Here is a 21,844-nt window from a genome sequence, read left to right as displayed (position 1 = left end):
GGCGCAGGCCGGGGGCTTCGCTGCCCCCGAGGCGTATCGCGCTGATCACGGGACCAGGCTATCCCTCCTGCACCCACTGCCGTCATGTGCCGCATAAGTACAAAAGAAGACCGCGAACTTTGACGCTTCGGACATCGCACGGGACCGATTCAGCGCGTATTCGCCGTCCGGATCAACGCATCCCGTCCGGCCCGGCCCCCGTCCGCGTCAGCGTGTCATCCACTCCGCCAGCGCTACGGCCTCCGCCAGGGTGTCCACCACGGGCACCCCCGCCGCCTCCAGGCTCACGCGACTGTGCGAACCGCCGGTGAAGAGCACCGCGCGCGCCCCGACATGCGCGGCGGCGACGGCGTCGTCCACGGCGTCCCCGATGACCACCGCGCGTTCCGGGGCTATCCCCTCCAGCGCCACGAAGTGCCGCTCCATGTGCTGCGCCTTGCTGCCGCCGCTCGGGCCGGTGCGCCCGTCCACACGTACGAAATGACGCTCGATCCCGTAGCCGCGCACCACGGGGACCAGGTGCTCGTGGCCGTACATGCTGAGCAGCGACTGGCTGTGGCCCGCCCGCCCCCACTGCGCCAGCAACTCCTCGACGCCCTGCGTCAGCCCGCAGGCGGCCCGCTGCTCGGTGTAGTGGCGGTGGAAGATGCCGTCCATCCGCTCCCACTCGGCGTCGGTGGGCAGCCGGCCGAGGAGCCGCTCGTAGAACCTGGGTATCGGGACGCAGTACATCTCGCGGTACTGCTTCATGGTGATCGGCGCCAGACCGACCTCCGCGAACGCGGCGTTCGTCGCCCCGACGATCGCGTGGATGTCGTCGAGCAGTGTGCCGTTCCAGTCCCAGACCAGATGCGCGCGGTGCTTCCCCGGTGTCGCCATAGGGAGAAAATACTCGCCGGGTACGACACTCAGCCGATCAGACCGGGGATCTCCTGGATCCCGAACCACAGCAGCTCGTGGTCCTCCGCACCGTCCACGGTGAACTGCGCGTCGTCGTCCCCGAGATCGGCGGCTCCGAGCGCCGCGGCGGCGGCAGCGACGTCCTTCTCGGCGTCATCGGCGTCCACGTGTACGGCGGCGGCCTCCGACAGCGCCACGGCGTCCGCGATCCGCACCTCACCGAGCGACGAGGCGTCCAGGACGTGGTCCGGATCGGCGACCGCCGCCCCGTCCGGTACGTCGAGGGCGACGACGACCCGGCGCCGGGCCTCGTCCGGGTCCGCCGCGATCATCCGCAGCGAGGCGGAGGCGGACCGGTTGAGGGCCGCGTACTCCAGCTCCTCGATGTCGTCGGAGACGTACCACTCGCGCAGTCCGGGCGTCACCGCGTACGCGGTCAGCGGCCCGGGGCCCAGCTCGCCCGCCCGGTGTGCCGCGGCAAGACCGGAGAGGGTCAGGGGGACGTACACACGCATGGCTGACCGCTTTCGTAGTCGATGACGCCCTCAGGATACGTGGGGCGTCCCCCATCGGGGTTCACGAACCACCCCCCGCCGTCCACCCTGCGACGCCCGTCACCCCCGTCGGTCCCCTTGCCGCGCACGGCCCGCCACCCGGATAGGTGATCCCGCAGGACGCCCACCGGTGCCCGTCCGCCGCTTGCGGGGCCACCGGCCGTCCCGTAGAAGGTCCCCAGCAAGAAGTTACCGCCCGGTACTTTGCCCGGGCTCCGCACAGCAGCCACGGGGGCTATGAACATGAGCACCGACAGGACGAGGCCGGCCGGACGACGCGACCGGAGCAGGCCGGGCACCGTACCGCCGCAGCGGACACCCCAGCGGCCCCGGCGGCCGCTGCGCCCGCACCAGTGGTTCGCGGAACGCCTGCTCGCCGTCCTCAGCGGCCAGCGCCCGGTGCACTGGATGCTCGGCCACACCATCGGTGAGGCCTACGACCAGCTGGCCGAGCTCGCCCCGAACGCCCCGCTCGGGGCGGGCTGCAGGCGTCCGGTCGTACGGGCCTGCCACGGCACCCAGCCGGCCACCGGGGTGGTGGAGGCGTTCGCCAGCATCGCGACGGGCGAGCAGGTCCGGGCGATGGCGTTCCGCCTGGAGCAGGGCCCCGACCTCCGCTGGCGCTGCGCCGCGGTGGACCTGGGCGGCGAACGCCTGCCGGCCGTGAGGTGACCGCCCGCCGGCACCCGGGAACGGGGCCTGTCCGGGGCTGAGGACACGGCGGAGCCCCCCACAGGCACCCGGCCGCACCATGACGCCTCCTACGGGCGCAGGAGGCCTCACGGGCCCCGCGAGGCCTCCTGCGTGCCCTGGCAGGCGCATGAAACGGCCTGGGCCGGAACACCCTGCGGTGTTCCGGCCCAGGCCGGCAGCGGCTCGCGTCACTTCTTGCGGCGACGCCCGCCGCCACCGCTCTTCTGCGCCTTGCGGCGCTCCGCACGCGTCATCCCGTCGCCCTCGGACCGCGCGGCGTCACCGTCACCGTTGGCGAAGTCGCCCTCGACGATGCCGCCCTCCCCGTCCACCGTGGGCGCGGAGAAGTGCAGCCGGTCCGGACGCTGCGGCGCGTCCAGGCCCTTGGCCCGGATCTCCGGGCGCCCGGGGGCGGCAGCCGCGGGGGCGTCCTGCTTCGCCGGCGAGGTCCGCTCCGCCGAATCCTGCACCGGAACCTCCTCGACCTGCTGCTCGACCTGGACCTCCAGGTTGAACAGGTAGCCGACGGACTCCTCCTTGATGCCCTCCATCATGGCGTTGAACATGTCGAAGCCCTCGCGCTGGTACTCGACCAGCGGGTCCTTCTGCGCCATGGCCCGGAGGCCGATGCCCTCCTGGAGGTAGTCCATCTCGTAGAGGTGCTCGCGCCACTTGCGGTCCAGGACGGACAGCACCACACGCCGCTCCAGCTCACGCATGATGTCCGAGCCGAGCGTCTTCTCGCGCTCCTCGTACTGCTCGTGGATGTCGTCCTTGACCGACTCGGCGATGAAGTCGGCGGTCACCCCGGCCAGATCACCCGCGGCGTCCTCGAGCTCGGCGACCGTGACCTTCACCGGGTAGAGCTGCTTGAAGGCGCCCCACAGACGGTCCAGGTCCCACTCCTCGGCGAAGCCCTCCGCCGTCTCCTGGCGGATGTAGTCGTCGATCGTGTCGTCCATGAAGTGCCGGATCTGGTCCTGCAGATCCTCGCCCTCCAGGACGCGCCGGCGCTCGCCGTAGATGACCTCGCGCTGCCGGTTGAGCACCTCGTCGTACTTCAGGACGTTCTTACGCGTCTCGAAGTTCTGCTGCTCCACCTGCGACTGCGCGGACGCGATCGCGCGGGTCACCATCTTGTTCTCGATCGGCACGTCGTCGGGAACGTTCGCCATCGACATGACGCGCTCCACCATCTGCGCCTTGAACAGGCGCATCAGGTCGTCGCCCAGCGACAGGTAGAACCGGGACTCGCCCGGGTCGCCCTGACGGCCGGAACGACCGCGGAGCTGGTTGTCGATGCGCCGCGACTCGTGGCGCTCCGTGCCCAGCACGTACAGCCCACCGAGCTCCTTGACCTCCTCGAACTCCGCCTTCACGGCCTGCTCGGCCTTCTCCAGCGCGGCGGGCAGGGCGGCCGCCCACTCCTCGACGTGCTCCACCGGGTCCAGGCCGCGCTGGCGCAGCTCCGCCTCGGCGAGGTCGTCCGGGTTGCCGCCGAGCTTGATGTCCGTGCCTCGTCCGGCCATGTTCGTGGCGACCGTGACCGCGCCCTTGCGCCCGGCCTGGGCGACGATCGTCGCCTCACGGTCGTGCTGCTTGGCGTTGAGGACCTCGTGCTGGACACCGCGCTTGGAGAGCTGCTGCGAGAGGTACTCGGACTTCTCGACGGAGGTCGTGCCGACCAGGATCGGCTGGCCCTTCTCGTGCTTCTCCGCGATGTCGTCGACGACGGCGGCGAACTTCGCCACCTCGGTGCGGTAGATCAGGTCCGACTGGTCGGCGCGGACCATCGGCCGGTTCGTCGGGATGGGCACGACACCGAGCTTGTAGATCTGGTGGAACTCCGCGGCCTCGGTCATCGCCGTACCGGTCATGCCGGAGAGCTTGCCGTACAGGCGGAAGAAGTTCTGCAGGGTGATCGTGGCGAGCGTCTGGTTCTCGTCCTTGATGTCCACCCCCTCCTTCGCCTCGATGGCCTGGTGCATGCCCTCGTTGTAACGGCGGCCGGCGAGAATGCGGCCGGTGTGCTCGTCGACGATCATGACTTCGCCGTCGATGACGACGTAGTCCTTGTCCTTCTTGAAGAGTTCCTTGGCCTTGATCGCGTTGTTGAGGTAACCGACGAGCGGCGTGTTCACCGACTCGTAGAGGTTGTCGATCCCGAGCCAGTCCTCCACCTTCGCGACACCGGGCTCGTGGATGGCCACGGTCCGCTTCTTCTCGTCGACCTCGTAGTCGCCGGTCTCCTCGATGCCCTTCAGCGGGTTGCCCGCCTCACCCCTGGTGAGACGCGTGACCAGCTTGGCGAAGTCGCCGTACCACTTGGTGGCCTGGTCCGCCGGACCGGAGATGATCAGTGGCGTACGGGCCTCGTCGACGAGGATCGAGTCGACCTCGTCCACGATGGCGAAGTTGTGGCCGCGCTGGACGAGCTCGTCCTTCGACCACGCCATGTTGTCGCGGAGGTAGTCGAACCCGAACTCGTTGTTCGTGCCGTACGTGATGTCGCAGGCGTACTGCTCGCGGCGCTGCGCCGGCGTCATGTTGGCGATGATGCAGCCGACCTCGAGGCCGAGGAACTTGTGCACCCGGCCCATCAGCTCGGAGTCACGCTCGGCCAGGTAGTCGTTGACCGTGATCAGGTGCACGCCCTTGCCGGAGAGCGCGTTGAGGTACGCCGGCAGGGTGCCGACGAGGGTCTTGCCCTCACCGGTCTTCATCTCGGCCACGTAGCCGAGGTGGAGGGCCGCGCCACCCATCATCTGTACGTCGTAGTGGCGCTGTCCGAGCACGCGCTTGGCGGCCTCACGGACGGTCGCGAATGCTTCGGGAAGCAGGTCGTCCAGGCTCTCGCCGTCCGCGTACCGTTCCTTGTACTCGTCGGTGAGCGCCCGCAGCTCGGCGTCGGAGAGGTTGACGAAGTCCTCTTCGATGGAGCTGACCTGGTCCGCGATGCGGTGCAGTTTGCGCAGGATCTTGCCTTCGCCTGCACGCATGAGCTTGTTGAAGACGGACACTGAGGCTGGTCTCCTTGCCGGTCGGGCCTGGCACTGGGTCGTGTTATGGACTCTGGCACGGGCACGGCAGGTGGGCCCCACCGCAACGGCCATCGTAAGCGAGGACCCCGCCGCGCCGGGAGGGCTGCTGCCGCGTTGCCCTCGCCGCACCCTCCACGACAACGGCCGGAGCGTACGGAAGGTGCCGGGAAGCCCCAAAAGTGCTCGCATCCCGCGCACCGGATCACCAGAATCCCCGCATGGAGCCGATCACTCTCACCACCGAGCGCCTGCTCCTGCGCCCCTTCGGGCCGCAGGACGCCGACGAGACGTATCTCGCCTGCCAGGATCCCGACATCCAGCGCTGGACGGTCATTCCCTCCCCGTACACCCGTGCCGATGCCGAGCTCTGGACGGAGCAGCTGTCCCCCGCGGGCTGGCAGGAGGACACGATGTACAACTTCGCGGTGGTACCGCGGGAGGGCGGGACACTCGTCGGGGCGCTCGGCGTCAACCGCCACGGCCTGCCCGGGACGTACGAGGTGGGCTTCTGGACGGCGAAGGAGCACCGCGGCCGCGGATTCACGACGGAGGCGGTACGCGGAGCGGCCCACTGGGCGTTCACCGCACTCGCCGCGGACCGCCTGGAGTGGCGGGCCGAGATCGGCAACGCCCCGTCCCGTGCGGTCGCCCTGCGTGCGGGCTTCCGCATGGAGGGCGAGCAGCGGTCCGCCCTGCTCAACAAGGGGATACGGCGCGACACCTGGACCGGGGCGCTGATCCCGGCCGATCTGGGCCTGCCCGGCACGCACCCGTATCTGCCTGCCCCCGGTGTCAGTGGCACCCTCTAGGGTTCGCTGCATGACGTCTGTGCCGCCGCCCGTCCTGGAAATCTCCGCCGACCGAGCCCGCCGGATCGCCCTGCGTGCGCAGGGTTTCCTGGGCGCTCCGGACCGCCGGGGCGGGGTGCCGGGGGTGCTGCGTCATCTCGGGGCCGTGCAGCTCGACACGATCTCGGTCCTGGCCAGGTCGCACGAGCTCGTTCCGTACGCGCGCCTCGGTGCCGTGGGGCGCCGCACGGTGGACGAGGCGTACTGGTCGGGTGGCCGCTCGTTCGAGTACTGGTCGCATGCCGCGTGCATCCTGCCGGTCGAGGAGTGGCCGCACTTCGCGTTCCGCCGCCGCGCCTACCGCAACCGTCCGCAGTGGAACCACGATCTGCCCCACGGGGCGTACGACACGGTGATCAGACAGCTGCGTACGGAAGGCCCGCTGACGGCGACGGAGCTCGGCGGCGCGAAGAACGGCGGCGAGTGGTGGGACTGGTCGGCCTCCAAGGTCGCCGTCGAGCGGGCCCTGATGTACGGCGAGGTGGTGTGCACCGAGCGGCGGGGCTGGAAGCGCGTCTACGACCTGGCCGAGCGCGCGATCCCGGACGCCGTGCTGCACGACGACCTGGACGACACGGAGTGCCATCGGCGGCTTGTGGCCCTGGCCGGCCGGTCGCTGGGCGTCGGGACCCGGGCGGACATCGCGGACTACCACCGGCTCAAAGGTGAGCAGTTCGACGCCGTGGTGGCGGACTCCGGCCTGGTTCCGGTGTCGGTGCGGGGCTGGGCCAAGCCGGCCTGGGCGGACCCGGAGGCACTGGCCTCGGAGCCGCGCGGACGGCACCGTACGACGCTGCTGTCACCGTTCGACTCCCTGATCTGGGAGCGGGCGCGCACGGAGCGGATCTTCGGCTTCGTCCACCGCCTGGAGGCGTACGTACCCCGGCCCAGGCGGGTCCATGGCTACTTCGCGATGCCTCTGCTGGCGGGCGGCAGGCTGCAGGGGCGGGTGGACCCGGCCAGGGACGGCACCACGCTGGTGGCCCGCCAGGTCTCCCTGGAGGGACCGAAGTCGGTGACGCCGATGGCCGAGGCACTGGTGGAGGCGGCGTCCTGGGTCGGCTGCACCCAGGTCCGCCTGGAGCGCGTCGACGCCCCGGAACTGCGCGATGCCCTCCTGGCCGAGATCACCCGCGTCCTCGCGTAGGCACCGCGTACGCGTCCTCGCGCAGGCGCCGCGCGCCGGGCACCTCGGTGCGCTCGGGTCGTTCCGTCCCGCCGGGCGGTCCGATCCCGCACCGGCGTCATCTGATCTCGAGGATCTTCTCCCGCATGGCGTACACCACCGCTTCCATCCGGGAGTGCAACTGCAGCTTCTCCAGAATATTGCGGACGTGGTTCTTCACCGTGTTCTCGGAGATGAACAGTTCCTTGGCGATATCACGGTTGTTCATGCCCGTGGCGACGAGCTTGAGGACTTCGAGCTCCCGCTCGGTGAGCCTCGGCGCGGGAACGAGCCGGCGCTCGTCGGTGCGCTGGATCATCGACTTGAACTCGGTGAGGAGTTTGGACGCCATCGACGGACTGATCTGGGACTGGCCGTCCGCCACCGCGCGAATGGCCGTGGCCACCTCGTCGGTGGAGATCTCCTTGAGGAGGTACCCGGTGGCACCCGCCTTGATCGCCTCGTAGAGGTCGGCTTCCTCGTCGCTGATCGTCAACATGATGATCTTCGCGCTCGGTGCCACCTCCTTGATGGAGGTGCATGCCTCGATGCCGCCGCGCTTGGGCATCCGCACGTCCATCAGCACGATGTCGGGCAGCAGGTCCGCCGCCTTGTCGACCGCCTCCGCCCCGTCCCCCGCCTCTCCGACGACCTGGATGTCCTCCTCGTGCGCGAGGACGATCTCCAGGCCTCTGCGGAAGAGCGCGTGGTCGTCGACCACGAGGACCCGGATGGGTTCCTCGCGGGAACCGCCGTCGTCCGCATTGGAGTCCGTACCGGTCGCGCCGTCGGCAGCGTTCGTCCTGCGCACGGGCCCGTAGGTGTCCGCCATCGTTCCTCCCCCTGAAGGCCACGGCCTGAGGTCACAGACCGTCCGCCAACGGCAGTTCACAGAGCACCGATTGGCTTGGGCCGCCATGATTTCATGCCCCGGCGCCGGAGCGGTGATCCCGCGGCCGCACACGGGTGCCCCTGGGGGCGCACAAGCGCTTCCAGGGGCACCGCGTACGGACCATGGCTGTGGATGTCAGCCGCCGAGCGCACCGCCCGCTCCGCCCGCCCCGTCGGAGGCCAGCGGGTCGGTCCTCAGGTGAATGACACCGTAGTCGTAGGCGTGCCGCCGGTAGACGACACTGGGCTCCTTGGTCTCGGAGTCGACGAACAGGTAGAAGTCGTGCCCGACCAGCTCCATCTCGTAGAGCGCCTGGTCGAGCGTCATCGGTGCTGCGACGTGTGTCTTCTCGCGCACCACGAGCGGTCCCTCGCCCTGTACCTCGAGCGAACCGATCCTGGTGGTGGGTACAGCCGACGGCGTCTCCTCGGGGACGAGCTCCCCGTCGCCGTTGAACGAAGCGGCACCCGGCACCACCTCGGCCACCTCGGAAGCGGACAGACGGCCGTTGCCACGGCGGCTGTAGCGCTTGTCGTGCTCCTTGCGCAGCCGTGCGTCCAGCTTGTCGGTGGCCAGGTCCAGCGCTGCGTACGGGTCGCCTGCCGCCGCTTCCGCCCGGATGACCGGCCCACGGGAGCGGAGCGTGATCTCCACCCGTGCCGCACGGTCGGCCTGACGGGGATTCGGCTCCTTGGACACCTCGACGTCAAGGCTGATCACCTTGCCGTCGAACTTCTGGATCTTGTCCAGCTTCAGCTTTTCGGCCACGTGCTTACGGAACCGCTCGGGTACCTCGGTCTTGCGGCCCTTGACGACGATGTCCACGCAGAACTCCGTTCCCGGATCGCTCCGCATCAGTGGCGGAGCATCTCCCTTTTGCACCAGGCTCCGGTGATCGCCGGAGCCGCGGACTAGGTGACTTCCACCTCCTCCCCCACCGGCAGGGTCTGCGCCCCACCGACTTCCACGCTTCTGGCCTGTCGGTGAGTTACCTGCCCGAAACCTGGTGGTGCATTCATCGAGGTTCGGCATTCACCGTTCCTCACAACCGAACATAGCCTGCCCACCACCGTGTCGGCACCCGCTACTCGCGCGTACCTCCGATCAGGTCCCTTTAGCCACCCACTACCTGCAGCGATGGAAGTTTTCGGTCAGTTCCGGTTTATTTCGAAAGCGGACGGAGAAGCTGCGATTACCGAGGCCCGGAGAGCCGCTGCGCCACCGGTTCCGGCATGTCCCGCCGCGCCCACCGCGCGGGCCGCCTCGGCCAGCGAGGCCCCGGTCGTCAGCAGGTCGTCCACGAGCACCACCCGGCCCTGGTCGAGCAGCCTGCGGCCACCGGCCGCCACCGCCAGCGCACCCGCAAGGTTCACCTGCCGCTCCCGTGCCCCCAGCCCGGCCTGATCAGCCACCGGGCGCCGCTGCCGCAGCACCGGGAGCACCCTGGCCTCCATCCCGCCGCGGCGCAGCTCGGCCGCGGCGGCCAGCGCGATCCTGCGGGCGGGATCGTGACCCCGCGCGGCCGTGGCACGCCGCGCCGAGGGCACGGGCACCAGCAGCAGCGGCCCCGCACCGCCCCCTTGCCCCGCACCGGCCCTTACGGCACCCGCCAGCGCTCCTCCCAGGGCTCCGGCAAGCCCGAGTGCCCCTCGCTCCTTGTGGGCCAGCAGCACCGCACGTACCGCGTTCTCGTACGGGGCGGCGGCATGGACCACCGGCAGCCCGGCCGGCTCGGGCGCGGGCCTCACCCGCTGCGGCACTCCGGCCAGCGCGGCGGCACACTCCTCGCACAGCTCGGTGCGCGGCCTGCCGCAGCCACCGCAGGCCGCCGGCAGGACCAGGCCGTTGATCTCCCGCCACCATCCCCGCACAGCCCCACTGTGCCCGGGACGCGGGCACCGGACCACCCCTGTGGACAACCTGCGGACGCAGCCCCGGACCGGAACTCCAGGCCCTGCCCACGGCCCGGCTCAGCCCGGGTAGACCAGCGACGAACCCTCCTTGAGGACCGTCTGCCAGTTGTCGCCCGGGGACAGCTTCACTATCCCGTCGGTCTGGGTGTCCGCCATCAGCGGCAACTGCTCGTCGTCCGCCGCGGCGACCGCGGTCACCTGGTTGACCCCGGGCAGGACGCCGGAGGGCGAGGTAAACCCGTCCGCCTGGACGTAGCGCACCTGCTGCACACCGCCCTCCTCCTTTCCGACCACGACGAGACGGCTGCGGCCGGACCAGGAGAAGGCGGTCACTTCGGCCAGCTGGGGCGCGGCCTGGCGCAGGTCCTCCACGGAGACCGTCTCGGTATCCCCCGAGCCATGGCGCTCGACCCTGCCGATCTTGAGCGTCGTGTGCCCGTCCTTCGACACCCGCAGCGCGATCCGCACCCCGTCGGCCGACATGCGCAGCGCCTCGATCCGCCCGCCCTCGAGGTCCGGCACCGCGACCTCCTGCGGTTCGCCGTCGCCGTCCACCAGGCGCAGCAGCCTGGGACCGGAGGGATCGCGGTCGGCGACCCAGAGATCGCCCCGGCCGTCCCAGCTAGGGGCGGACAGCCGGTCCTCGGCCCTCGTGGCGCCACTGGTCACGACGGGGGCACCCGGCTCGCTCTCCGAGGCCAGGGAGGACACGTAGAGGTGCTGCTGGTCCACCGAGACCGCCGCGGCCTGGAGTTCGTCCCGGGCGACGCCGACGGCGCTCATGGCCACCGGGCCCGTGCCGAGCGGGCCGATCACCGGCTCCGGGTCGCTGCTGCCCTTGCTCGGGCCCGGGATCCGCTGCACATGGCCCTTGTCGTCGACGAAGTACTGGCTGTCCGGGGCGTCGGAACCGCTGTCCGAAGCGAACTCCTCGGCCTCGTCCTCCCTGAGCGAGCACAGCGGGCCCCGCCCGCCCTGCAGCTCCACCTGGCCCACCCGGGCCGACGTCAGGTCCCGCAGCGTGAAGAACACCTGGGCGGCCATCATCCGGCAGGCGCCCGGCGCGACCTTGTCGGCCTTCTTGTTGAGCGGCACCTTCAGGACGTTCTGGTCGTCCGGGGCCAGCGACGTGACGCCGCTCCTCAGTGCCGTACCTGCCGGGAAACGGGAGTCGACCACCGGCCGCAACCAGTTCGAAGGCCCTTCCAGAAGCGTCCGCACCGTCTGCGTGGACGTGTCCATCCGGGTGACCGGATCCGTGCGGTTGCGCACGTAGACGGGGTCCGCGACCAGCGCGGGCTCGTCGTCCGGCCGCCCGGCGGCGAAGTAGTACTTGTTCACGGACCGGTAGAGGCGCTTGAAGTCGGACTGCCCGAGCACCAGGCCGTCCGGCACGATGTCGATGCGCCACTCCTGCTTGCCGTCCGCCCCCTTCACCCTCACCAGATGCAGCGACTGGGAGTACTCCGTCGGCGCGAGCGGCCGATAGGAACTCTCCGCGTCGACCGCCGCGACCTGGTCGCCCGTCAGGGTGTACGTGGTCTCCGTCGTCCCGCGCTCCTTGTCGTGGAACGTCGGTCCGTTGCGGCTGGGCGCCTTCGCGAGCACCGTGGTGCCCTCGCTCGGCTTCCACGTACGGGCCGCTTCCACGGTCAGGTACTTGCGGGTCGTCCCGAAATCGGGGTCGTCGCTCGTCATCGACTCCAGGAAGCCGTCGACGACCTCGATGGGCGCGGCGCCTTCCCTCGGCGGCACGGCGTACACCTGCACCTGGGAATCACCCGGCTGCGACGCGTCGACCGCCTTGACGTCCCCGGTGACCGGCATAGCCCCGCACCCGGCGAGGACCACGATGGCACAGCCGAGCAGCACGGACACCCGTACCGCCCGTCCGCGGCTCCGGCGGCGGTCAGTGTCCACGTGTCGTGTCCCCCTGCTCCGAATCCTGCGTATCCGGTCCGGCGTCCCCACCCGGCCGCTCCCCGGCGGGACGCGACACCACGCGTGCACCGTTGCCCGGCAGGGCCGCCGGGTGGACGGACGCCGGAGCCGTGCGCGATGCCGCCGGGCCGCCCGCCTGCGCGGGCAGCTGCGACCGTGCCGCGGCACCGGTCTGGCTCGGTACGGACATCAGCCGGTGGTCGGCTGCCGCCGGGGCGGCCTCGGCCCGCTCACGGTTCTCCCGGTTGCGCCGCGAGTCCTCCGGCTCCAGAGGTATCGGCGAACCGCGCAGCGGCTCGTCCGCCGTGCGCGGAAGGGTCAGCCGGAACTGCGAACCGCCACCGGGTTCGCCCCAGGCCTGCAGCCAGCCTCCGTGCAGCCGGGCGTCCTCGACGGCGATCGACAGTCCGAGTCCGGTGCCGCCGGTGGTGCGGGCACGGGCCGGGTCGGCCCGCCAGAAGCGGTTGAAGACCCGGGTCGCCTCGCCGGGCTTCAACCCGACGCCGTAGTCCCGGACCGCCACCGCCACCGCACCCTGGGCGACGCCCATCCGCACGACGACGTCGCGGCCCTCGCCGTGCTCGACGGCGTTGACGACCAGATTGCGCAGGACCCGTTCGACACGGCGCGCATCCGCTTCCGCGATCACGGGCTGTTCGTCACCGACGACCCGGATCCGGCTGCCCTTGTGCTTCGCCAGAGGCTCCGCGCCGCCGATCACCCGCCGCACGACCGTGCGCAGGTCTATCGGCTCGGCCTCCAGCGCCGCGGCGCCGGCGTCGAACCTGCTGATCTCCAGCAGGTCGGACAGGAGCGACTCGAAGCGGTCGAGCTGGTCGCCCAGCAACTCGGCGGAGCGGGCGGTCACGGGGTCGAAGTCCACCCGCGCCTCGTGGATGACGTCGGCGGCCATCCGCACGGTCGTCAGCGGGGTCCTCAGCTCGTGGCTCACGTCCGAGACGAAGCGACGCTGCATCCGGGAGAGTTCCTCCAACTGCTGGATCTTCAGCTGCAGGTTCTGGGCCATCTTGTTGAAGGCTTCACCGAGGCGGGCGATGTCGTCCTCACCGGTGACCTTCATCCGTTCCTGGAGCCGGCCGGCGGAGAGCCGCTCCGCGATCCCGGCCGCCATGCGTACGGGTGTGACGACCTGGCGTACCACGAACCAGGCGATGGCCCCGAGCAGCACGACCACGAACACACCCGCCGTGGCCAGCGTCGTCGTGACCAGGGTCAGCGACTTCTCCTCCTGGGAGAGGGGGAAGAGGTAGTAGAGCTCGTACGGATTGTGGTCGATGTCGTAGAGCCTCTTGCCCACGACGAGCCCGGGCTTCGCTTCCTTGCCGTTCGAGTACCGGATCAGGGAGTACGTCTGGAAGGCGCCCGGCCCCTCGTCCACCGCGTCCCGCAGGCTCTGCGGGATGCTGGACGCCTCCACCCGGCCCGAACCGCGTGGTGCACGGCTGGTGGCACCCTGCTCGACGGAGTCGGCGCTGAGCGCCACCACGTCGAAGGCGTTCGTCCCACCACTGGCGAGCTGATCGACGAGCTCGGTACGCCAGGACGTATTGGCCGTCATACCGTCGGCGCCCTCCTCGCCCTGGTCACCGGGGGTGAGCGGCGCGTTCGCGTTCACCTGGGCAGCCGCGAAACCTCCGGCCGCCTGCGTCTGAGCCGCCTTGCCCTTCGCGTCGAGCAGGCCGTTGCGGACCTGCCCGATCACGACGAAGCCCAGCAGCAGCACCACGGCGATCGACATGAGCAGGGTGCCCGCGACGACGCGCAACTGCAGATTGCGCCGCCACAGCCGCACGGCGGGCAGCAGCGGACGCCTGATCCACCGCATCAGCAGCCGCGGGACGGGACCACCGGGCGCCCGGTCGTGGAACAACCGGCCGCCCTTCAGGACCCGGTCGAATCCGGAGGACCTCCGTGCCGGACCGGCAGCCCGCTCCGTACGGACTCCCGGCCCCCCGGGTTTCGGAGCAGCGCTGCCCAGGGTCATGTCAGCTCGGTCCGGCCTTGTAACCGACACCGCGGACGGTGACGACGATCTCCGGCCGCTCCGGGTCCTTCTCGACCTTGGAGCGAAGCCGCTGCACATGCACGTTCACCAGACGGGTGTCGGCGGCGTGGCGATATCCCCACACCTGCTCGAGCAGCACCTCACGGGTGAAGACCTGCCACGGCTTGCGCGCGAGAGCGACCAGCAGGTCGAACTCCAGCGGCGTCAGGGCGATGGACTGCCCCTCCCGCTTCACCGAGTGACCGGCCACGTCGATGACCAGGTCCCCGATCGCCAGCTGCTCCGGCGCCGGCTCCTCGGACCTCCGCAGACGTGCCCTGATCCGGGCGACCAACTCCTTCGGTTTGAACGGCTTCACGATGTAGTCGTCGGCCCCCGACTCCAGGCCCACCACCACATCGACCGTGTCGCTCTTGGCAGTGAGCATGACGATCGGCACACCCGACTCGGCCCTGATCAGCCTGCAGACCTCGATGCCGTCCCGTCCGGGCAGCATGAGGTCCAGCAGCACCAGGTCCGGCTTGGCCTCACGAAATGCAGCCAGTGCCTTGTCGCCGTCCGCTACGAACGACGGCTCGAAACCTTCTCCACGCAACACAATGCCGAGCATCTCGGCCAGTGCGGTGTCGTCGTCGACGACAAGGACGCGTCCCTTCATAAACGACATCATCCCATTAGCTAATCGTTACCTGCGATGACCTGGCACACAGCTCTGCCAGTCCGACCCCCGTGACCGGGGAAATGATGCCCTCCTCCGTGACGATCGCCGTGACCAGTTCGGGCGGCGTGATGTCGAATGCGGGGTTGTACGCCTGGGCTCCCCAAGGAGCCGTGGCCGGCCGGAACCCGTCGTCTCCGGCCGGAACGATCCGTGTCGATGTGATCTCCGTCACTTCTCGCGCGGAGCGCTGCTCGACAACGATGGATGTGCCGTCCGCGGTCTCCAGATCGATCGTCGTGGTCGGCGCCACGACGACGAACGGAACATGGTGGTATTTCGCGAGCACCGCCAACGGATAACTCCCCACCTTGTTGGCCACCGAGCCGTCCGCGGCAATGCGGTCCGCCCCGATGAGTACGGCATCCACCTCCCCTGCGGCAAACAGCGAACCCGCCGCGTTGTCCGTGAGCAAGCTGTACGGCATACCGTGCCGTGCCGCTTCGTACGCCGTCAGCCGGGCACCCTGGAGCAGCGGACGGGTCTCGTCCACCCACAGCCGCCTCAGCGCGCCCTCCCGGTGCGCGCCCAGAGCCACCGCGAAAGCGGTGCCCTCACCGCCGGACACGAGCGCCCCGGTGTTGCAGTGGGTCAGCAGCCGGTGCGCACCCCCCGGCAGCAGCTCCGCCAGGAGCTCCAGACCGTACTGCGCCATGCGCCCGCTGGCCTCCGCGTCCTCCCGGTGCAGGGCCCTGGCCTCGGCAAGGGCCGCCGCGGAGGCCGCCTCCGGGCCGGCCCCCTTCAGGACAGCCGCCCCGTGGGCCCGCGCCACACGCCGCGCCCCGTACCCGAGATTCACCGCGGTGGGCCGCGCCCGCTCCAGCAGTTCAGCCGCCTGCGCCACGTCGTCACCGCGAGCAGCGGCCAGAGCCACCCCGTACCCCCCGGCGATGCCCAGCAGAGGCGCACCGCGCACCGCCAGCGACCGGATCGCCCGGACCAGCGCGGGCACATCGGCACACACCAGCTCGACCTCCTCCGAGGGCAGACGAGTCTGGTCGAGGAGCACCACCGCGGGACCTTCCGGTGGCTCGTCCCAGCGGAGTACGGAGAGGGCCGGGGGCTCGAAGCCCACCGGCGATTGCGCGTCCTGATCAACCATCTGCCCAGTCTGCCCGCTGAGCCGCCCGCACATGAAGGCGACAGGGAGATACAGCGCCCGGCCCGCACCGGAGCATCGCGTGGCACGATGGCTGGCAACCTGCCGCCCCGATGAGCGGACAGGACCGTGAAGGAGCGACAATGAACGACTCTCCGGGCTGGGCTTCGCCCGGATCCGCCCCCTCCGACGGCCAGGAGACCGGCATCCCCAGGCCCTCCCCGCCAGGCGACGGCGGCGGCCCCCCCGGGCAATGGTCCCCCGCACAGCCGCCTCCGGGGCAGTGGTCCCCACCGAGCGCTCCCGGGAACGGCCCCGGCGCACCCCCGCCCGCCCCCGGCTGGGGTGGCATGCCCCAAGACCCCGGATGGGGCCGGCCGCCCATGGCGGCGAAGCCCGGGGTCATCCCGCTCCGCCCGCTGGGCGTCGGCGAGATCCTCGACGGAGCCGTGTCCACGATGCGCGCCCACTGGCGCCCGGTGCTCGGGATCAGCCTCACCGTCTCCGTGGTCACCGAGATCCTGGTCATCCTCCTTCAGCGCTACCTCCTTCCGGACGCGGCATCGGTCGACCCGAACGCCGTCGGCACCGAGGCCCTCCGCCAGGCCACCGACTCGGCGCGGTCGGAACTGATCGCCACCGCCCCGGCGACGCTCCTCGCGATGATCGCCACGCTCTTCACCACCTCGGTCCTCACCGTGGTGATCAGCCGCTCCGTGCTGGGGCGGAGCGTGACTCTCTCCGAAGCGTGGGCCGAGGCCCGCCCCCGGATCGTCCCCCTCCTCGGGCTGACACTCCTGCTGAGTCTGATGAGCGTGGCGATCATGGCAGTGGGTCTGCTGCCCGGCCTGCTCCTGGGTGGCGGCCCCGGGCTGGCACTGCTCTTCCCCGGCCTCATCGGCGCCTGCGTCCTCGTCCTGTGGCTGATGATCCGCTTCACGCTCGCCGCACCGGCGCTGATGCTGGAACGCCAGTCCGTCCTCACCTCGCTGCGTCGGTCCGCGAAGCTGGTCAAGGGCAACTGGTGGCGGACATTCGGCATCCTGGCGCTCACCTACCTGCTGGTCCTCGTCGTGACCTTGATCATCGCCATCCCGTTCGGCATCATCGCCGTCATGGCCGACAGCAACGGTCTGAGCGAGTTCCTCAACAGCAGCTCGCCCGACTTCGGCTGGCCGTTCCTCATCATCATGGGCATCGGCGAAGTGATCGTCTCGACGCTCACCTACCCCTTCACCGCGGGAGTGATGGCCCTGCTCTACGTCGACCAGCGCATCCGCCGCGAGGCACTCGACCTCGACCTCGCCAGGGCCGCCGGCGTGCCCGGCTACGACACCCCCGGGAACTGATGCCGTGACGGGGGCGGGGGGCACCACAGCAGCAAGACGGCTCATCCGGGCGGGCGACGACATACCCGTGGACGTCCCACGCGTCCCCGCCCGTGAAGCGGCAGAGAACGAACTGTCCGATCCGAAGTACCACGAACACGATCCGAACCTTCTCCAGCGCGGCCTCGACCGCCTCTGGGAGTGGGTCGGCGACCTCCTCGACAGTGCGGCCGGGTCGGCGCCCGGCGGCCCGCTCGGGGTCGTCGTACTCGCCCTGGCCGCCCTCGGCCTGGGCGCCGCCCTCTGGTGGCGGCTCGGCACCCCGCAGCGCACCGTGCGTGCGGCGGAGACCCTCTTCGGGACGACCATCCGCAGCGCCGCCGCGCACCGCGCCGCAGCCGAGGCCCACGCCGACTCCCACCGCTGGAGCGAAGCCGTCCAGGAACGCATGCGCGCCGTCGTGCGCTCCCTGGAGGACCGCGCGGTACTCGACCCGCGTCCGGGCCGCACCGCGGACGAGGCAGCCGCCGAAGCCGGCCGGCTCCTGCCCGCGCACGCCACCCGGCTCCGTAATGCCGCCCGGACATTCGACGACGTCACATACGGAGGCCGCACCGCCGACGAGGCGGCGTACCTCAGCCTGCGGGCACTCGATCTGGACCTCGAAGCCGCCAAGCCCCTGCTCACGACAGGCACGATCCGAGGGGCAGCAGGATGACCAGGACCACAACCGCTCCCACCGGCGCATCCACCACCTCCACGTCCCACACCCCGCGCCAGATCTGGCAGCGCGTGCAAGGACTGCTGCTCGCCGTCCTCATCCTCGTCGTCGCCGCTGTCGCCCTGGCCGCCGTCAACTCCGGTGGACAGCACGGCCGCCTCGATCCCCGCTCCGCCGACCCCTACGGCAGCCGAGCTGTCGCCGAACTCCTCACGGACCGCGGCGTCTCCGTGGAGGTCGTCACCACCCTCGACGAGGCCGCCGGCGCTGCAGGACCCGACACCACCCTTCTCGTCGCCGGACCCAACGTCCTCACCACCTACCAGCGGCAGCGTCTCCGTGCGGCCACCGAGAGCTCCGCCGGCCGCACGGTCCTTCTCGCCCCCGGCGGGCCGGCCGTGGCCCTGCTGGCTCCGGGAGCAAGCGCGAAGCAGTCCGTACCGGTGACCGCCCGCCCCGCACGCTGCGATCTTCCCGCCGCGCACACTGCAGGAACAGCCGACACGGGCGGCATCCGCTACACCACGGACGTACGCGGAGCGACCGCCTGCTACCCCCATGACGACCTCCCGTCCCTCCTCGTCCTCCCCGGCCACCGGACCGGCGACGAAACCGGCGACACCGTCCTGCTCGGCTCCCCCGACATCCTGTACAACGACCGTCTCGACCAGCAGGGCAACGCCTCTCTCGCCCTGCAACTCCTCGGCTCCCGACCGCATCTCGCCTGGTACCTCCCCTCGCTCACCGATCCCTCCGCCGCCGAAGGCACCCCGGCCGGGGGAAGCGGAGACGACGACGGTGGCGAAGGCGCCGAAGGCGAGGCCGGGTTCATCGATCTCATCCCCTCCGGCTGGCTCTGGGGCACGCTCCAGCTCACCCTCGCCGCCGTTCTCGCCGCCATCTGGCGCGCACGCCGCCTGGGCCCCCTGGTAACCGAACGCCTTCCCGTGGCCATCCGTGCCTCCGAATCCACCGAAGGCCGAGCCCGCCTCTACCGCAAGGTCAAGGCCCGTGACCGCGCCGCCGCCACGCTGCGCTCCGCCACACGCGTCCGCATCGCGCCACTTCTCGGAGTGTCCCCCCGTGATGCACAGTCCCCCGAGGTCCTCCTCCCTGCCGTCTCCGCACGCTTCACCGCCCCGGACGGCGATCTCACCACCCTGCTCTTCGGCCCGGCTCCGGCCGATGACGCCGCGCTCGTTCTTCTGACCACCCAACTCGACTCCCTCGAAAGAGAGGTACGCACTTCATGAGCGCCCCGACACCGGAGCCCGCCGAGGCTGTCGCGACCGCAGGGGCCCCAACGGCCCCCGTGATCACCGACAGTTCCCGTGCATCCCTGGAAGCTCTGCGTTCAGAGATCGCCAAGGCGGTGGTCGGACAGGACCCGGCTGTCACCGGACTCGTCGTCGCGCTGCTCTGCCGGGGCCACGTCCTGCTCGAAGGTGTCCCCGGAGTCGCCAAGACCCTCCTGGTCCGCGCCCTTGCAGCCTCACTCGAACTGGACACCAAGCGCGTCCAGTTCACCCCCGACCTGATGCCGAGCGACGTGACCGGTTCACTCGTCTACGACGCACGCACCGCCGAGTTCTCCTTCCAGCCCGGGCCGGTGTTCACCAACCTCCTGATCGCCGACGAGATCAACCGCACCCCTCCCAAGACGCAGTCCTCCCTGCTGGAAGCGATGGAGGAACGACAGGTCACCGTCGACGGAATTCCCCGTGCACTGCCTGACCCCTTCCTGGTCGCAGCCACCCAGAACCCGATCGAGTACGAGGGCACCTACCCGCTCCCCGAGGCCCAGTTGGACCGCTTCCTCCTCAAGCTGACGGTGCCTCTGCCGACGCGCGAAGACGAGATCAATGTCCTCACACGCCATGCGGACGGGTTCAACCCGCGTGACCTCAACGCGGCAGGCATACGCCCCGTGGCCGGCCCCGCCGACCTGGAAGCCGCACGTGCGGCCGTCGCCAAGACCGCGGTCTCCCCCGAGATCACCGCCTATGTCGTCGATATCTGCCGTGCCACGCGCGAATCCCCCTCGCTCACCCTCGGCGCCTCCCCCCGAGGTGCCACCGCACTGCTTTCCACCGCACGTGCGTGGGCTTGGCTCACCGGCCGGGACTACGTCACCCCGGACGATGTGAAAGCCCTCGCACTCCCCACGCTCCGTCATCGCCTCCAGCTGCGGCCGGAAGCCGAGATGGACGGAGTCACCGCCGACGCCGTCATCACGGCGGTCCTCGCCCACGTCCCCGTCCCCCGATGAGGCGATGACCATGGCCCTCACCGGAAGAACTGCACTGCTGGCCGCCCTGGGATCACTCCCTGTAGGCATCCTGGCCCCGAGCTGGACCGGTTTGCTCGCTGTCAACGTCCCGCTCTCACTGGCAATTCTGTGTGACTACGCCCTGGCAGCGCCAGTGCGCACGCTGCAGTTCACCCGATCCGGTGACACATCCGTTCGACTCGGTGACACCGCAGAAGTGCAACTCACCGTAACCAACCCTTCGCGTCGTCGCCTCCGGGCCCACCTGCGGGATGCATGGCCCCCCAGCAGCTGGACCACGGAAGCCGAGGTGAACGCGTCCCGGCACACGTTCACCGTGCCGGCCGGTGAACGCCGCCGCCTCACCACGTTTCTCCGTCCGGCCCGGCGTGGTGACCGCAGGGCCGAGCGCGTCACCGTCCGTTCCTTCGGGCCGCTGGGTCTCGCCGCCCGCCAGGGAAACCACCACGTGGCCTGGACGGTCCGGGTGCTGCCTCCCTTCACGAGCCGCAAACATCTGCCCTCGCGGCTGGCCAGACTCCGTGAACTCGACGGACGCACGAGCGTGCTCACCCGCGGCGAGGGCACGGAGTTCGACAGCCTGCGTGCCTATGTTCCGGGGGACGACACCCGCTCCATCGACTGGCGGGCCACCGCACGCCAGTCCGCGGTGGCCGTCCGCACCTGGCGCCCCGAGCGGGACCGTCACATCCTCGTCGTCCTGGACACGGGCCGCACGTCGGCCGGCCGGGTTGGCGACGTGCCACGTCTCGACGCGTCCATGGACGCGACCTTGCTCCTCACCGCTCTCGCCACGCGCGCGGGCGACCGTGTGAACCTCCTCGCCTACGACCGGAGGGTCCGGGCACAGGTGCAGGGCAGGGCAGCCGCAGGCGACGTCCTGTCGACGATCGTCGGCTCCCTGGCCCCACTGGAACCCGAGCTCGTGGAGACCGACGCACGGGGTCTCAGCACGGCGGCACTGGCGAGTGCTCCTCGCCGTTCACTGATCGTCCTGTTCACAGGGCTGGATGCCGCTCCCATCGAGGAGGGGCTGCTCCCGGTACTTCCTCAGCTCACCCAGCGCCATACGGTGCTGGTGGCCGCGGTCGCGGACCCGCACGTCGAGACGATGACGCGTACGAGGGGCACCGTGGACGCGGTGTATGACGCCGCAGCCGGCACCCAGACCCAGGTGCAGCGCCGCCGTACGGCGGATCAGCTCCGCCGTCATGGCGTCGTGGTCGTCGATGCGACTCCGCACGACCTCGCGCCTGCCGTGGCTGACGCCTACCTTGCGCTGAAGGCGGCAGGCCGGCTCTAGGTCGGTCCCGGTCGGTCGCCGATTGCCTGTTCCGGTGCGGATGGGGCGAGTGTGGGCGGAGCGGTGCGGACTGGGCTGGCCCTTGATGAGATCTACCGGGTGGCATTGCGGTCGAGGCCCATAAAGGATCCTCGCCTATCGCTCCGGATCGGGAGCACTCTGGTGGCCGTCTGGGGTCCCGTGGAACCGCACGTGCGAACAGGCACCCGGACGGCCATCCACGACGGCGCCACAGCACCGGGTGCGGGCAATGATCCTGGCCCACGCCACCCGATCAGTGAGCCCGCGATCGGTCGTGCGGCCCTGAAAAACACCCTGAACGCAGAAAAGCCCCGTGCCACAAAGGCACGGGGCTTCCCCGGAAAAATTGTTCGGCGGCGTCCTACTCTCCCACAGGGTCCCCCCTGCAGTA

Annotated in this window: 18 protein-coding genes; 8 read left to right on the top strand and 10 right to left on the bottom strand. The window is 70.3% G+C overall.

Translation table 11 applies throughout. From position 1 onward, the window contains the following. Window positions 1-207 precede the first annotated feature (207 nt). Window positions 208-879, bottom strand: coding sequence for an HAD family hydrolase (locus AB0F38_RS00090; protein ID WP_361884595.1), 672 nt, complete (start codon window positions 877-879; stop codon window positions 208-210). Window positions 880-908: 29 nt separating this feature from the next. Beyond that, entirely contained in the window at window positions 909-1,415 is a 507-nt protein-coding gene (locus AB0F38_RS00085; protein ID WP_361884594.1) for a hypothetical protein, read from the bottom strand. 282 nt (window positions 1,416-1,697) lie between these two features. On the opposite strand from AB0F38_RS00085, the gene AB0F38_RS00080 reads away from it, so the two are divergent. After that, the gene (locus tag AB0F38_RS00080) at window positions 1,698-2,126 is read left to right on the top strand and encodes an Rv3235 family protein (RefSeq protein WP_361884593.1); all 429 of its coding nucleotides are present in this window, start codon (window positions 1,698-1,700) and stop codon (window positions 2,124-2,126) included. Between the two features lie 209 nt (window positions 2,127-2,335). Here AB0F38_RS00080 and secA read toward each other — a convergent pair whose 3' ends face one another. Beyond that, the gene (gene secA / locus AB0F38_RS00075; protein WP_361884592.1) at window positions 2,336-5,167 is read right to left on the bottom strand and encodes a preprotein translocase subunit SecA; all 2,832 of its coding nucleotides are present in this window, start codon (window positions 5,165-5,167) and stop codon (window positions 2,336-2,338) included. 239 nt (window positions 5,168-5,406) lie between these two features. Here secA and AB0F38_RS00070 point away from each other — a divergent pair, with 239 nt between their 5' ends. Together AB0F38_RS00070 and AB0F38_RS00065 are read left to right on the top strand one after the other, a co-directional pair. Next, window positions 5,407-5,997, top strand: coding sequence for a GNAT family N-acetyltransferase (locus AB0F38_RS00070; RefSeq protein WP_361884591.1), 591 nt, complete (start codon window positions 5,407-5,409; stop codon window positions 5,995-5,997). Between the two features lie 10 nt (window positions 5,998-6,007). Beyond that, window positions 6,008-7,183 carry a crosslink repair DNA glycosylase YcaQ family protein gene (locus AB0F38_RS00065; RefSeq protein WP_361884590.1) on the top strand — a complete coding sequence of 392 codons (1,176 nt, stop codon included), beginning with the start codon at window positions 6,008-6,010 and terminating at the stop codon, window positions 7,181-7,183. A gap of 97 nt (window positions 7,184-7,280) precedes the next feature. Here the strand turns inward: AB0F38_RS00065 and AB0F38_RS00060 are convergent, their stop codons facing one another. The 7 genes from AB0F38_RS00060 to mtnA form a co-directional block, all read right to left on the bottom strand. After that, window positions 7,281-8,033, bottom strand: a complete 753-nt coding sequence (locus AB0F38_RS00060; RefSeq protein WP_361884589.1) for a response regulator transcription factor — start codon at window positions 8,031-8,033, stop codon at window positions 7,281-7,283. A gap of 195 nt (window positions 8,034-8,228) precedes the next feature. Then, window positions 8,229-8,918, bottom strand: a complete 690-nt coding sequence (raiA, locus tag AB0F38_RS00055) for a ribosome-associated translation inhibitor RaiA (protein ID WP_361886677.1) — start codon at window positions 8,916-8,918, stop codon at window positions 8,229-8,231. 326 nt (window positions 8,919-9,244) lie between these two features. Beyond that, window positions 9,245-9,964 (bottom strand): ComF family protein, encoded by a 720-nt coding sequence (locus AB0F38_RS00050; RefSeq protein ID WP_361884588.1) that lies wholly within the window; start codon window positions 9,962-9,964, stop codon window positions 9,245-9,247. 99 nt (window positions 9,965-10,063) lie between these two features. Then, window positions 10,064-11,926, bottom strand: a complete 1,863-nt coding sequence (locus AB0F38_RS00045) for an LpqB family beta-propeller domain-containing protein (RefSeq protein ID WP_361884587.1) — start codon at window positions 11,924-11,926, stop codon at window positions 10,064-10,066. Then, on the bottom strand, window positions 11,916-13,952 hold the full coding sequence (gene mtrB, locus AB0F38_RS00040) for an MtrAB system histidine kinase MtrB (RefSeq protein ID WP_361884586.1): 2,037 nt from the start codon (window positions 13,950-13,952) through the stop codon (window positions 11,916-11,918). Before mtrB ends, AB0F38_RS00045 begins: the two co-directional genes overlap by 11 nt. A 1-nt stretch (window position 13,953) precedes the next feature. Then, window positions 13,954-14,643 carry a two-component system response regulator MtrA gene (gene mtrA / locus AB0F38_RS00035; RefSeq protein WP_187281934.1) on the bottom strand — a complete coding sequence of 230 codons (690 nt, stop codon included), beginning with the start codon at window positions 14,641-14,643 and terminating at the stop codon, window positions 13,954-13,956. Window positions 14,644-14,647: 4 nt separating this feature from the next. Next, the gene (gene mtnA / locus AB0F38_RS00030; RefSeq protein WP_361884585.1) at window positions 14,648-15,793 is read right to left on the bottom strand and encodes an S-methyl-5-thioribose-1-phosphate isomerase; all 1,146 of its coding nucleotides are present in this window, start codon (window positions 15,791-15,793) and stop codon (window positions 14,648-14,650) included. A gap of 140 nt (window positions 15,794-15,933) precedes the next feature. Between mtnA and AB0F38_RS00025 the strand changes: the two genes are divergently transcribed. The 5 genes from AB0F38_RS00025 to AB0F38_RS00005 are packed head-to-tail and all read left to right on the top strand — an operon-like array spanning window position 15,934 to window position 21,432. Then, window positions 15,934-17,139, top strand: a complete 1,206-nt coding sequence (locus tag AB0F38_RS00025) for a glycerophosphoryl diester phosphodiesterase membrane domain-containing protein (RefSeq protein ID WP_361884584.1) — start codon at window positions 15,934-15,936, stop codon at window positions 17,137-17,139. Window positions 17,140-17,143: 4 nt separating this feature from the next. Further along, complete coding sequence (locus tag AB0F38_RS00020) at window positions 17,144-17,836, top strand: DUF4129 domain-containing protein (RefSeq protein WP_361884583.1); 693 nt, start codon at window positions 17,144-17,146, stop codon at window positions 17,834-17,836. Continuing rightward, complete coding sequence (locus tag AB0F38_RS00015) at window positions 17,833-19,092, top strand: DUF4350 domain-containing protein (protein ID WP_361884582.1); 1,260 nt, start codon at window positions 17,833-17,835, stop codon at window positions 19,090-19,092. Before AB0F38_RS00020 ends, AB0F38_RS00015 begins: the two co-directional genes overlap by 4 nt. After that, window positions 19,089-20,108 carry a MoxR family ATPase gene (locus AB0F38_RS00010; protein WP_361884581.1) on the top strand — a complete coding sequence of 340 codons (1,020 nt, stop codon included), beginning with the start codon at window positions 19,089-19,091 and terminating at the stop codon, window positions 20,106-20,108. The genes AB0F38_RS00015 and AB0F38_RS00010 overlap by 4 nt, the downstream gene beginning before the upstream one ends. A gap of 10 nt (window positions 20,109-20,118) precedes the next feature. Then, the gene (locus AB0F38_RS00005; RefSeq protein WP_361884580.1) at window positions 20,119-21,432 is read left to right on the top strand and encodes a DUF58 domain-containing protein; all 1,314 of its coding nucleotides are present in this window, start codon (window positions 20,119-20,121) and stop codon (window positions 21,430-21,432) included. The last annotated feature ends 412 nt before the right edge of the window (window positions 21,433-21,844 follow it).

The sequence above is a fragment of the Streptomyces sp. NPDC025273 genome (genome assembly GCF_040638585.1).
Classification (GTDB): Bacteria; Actinomycetota; Actinomycetes; order Streptomycetales; family Streptomycetaceae; genus Streptomyces; species Streptomyces cinereorectus.
This window is presented reverse-complemented; position numbering and strand designations above follow the sequence as displayed.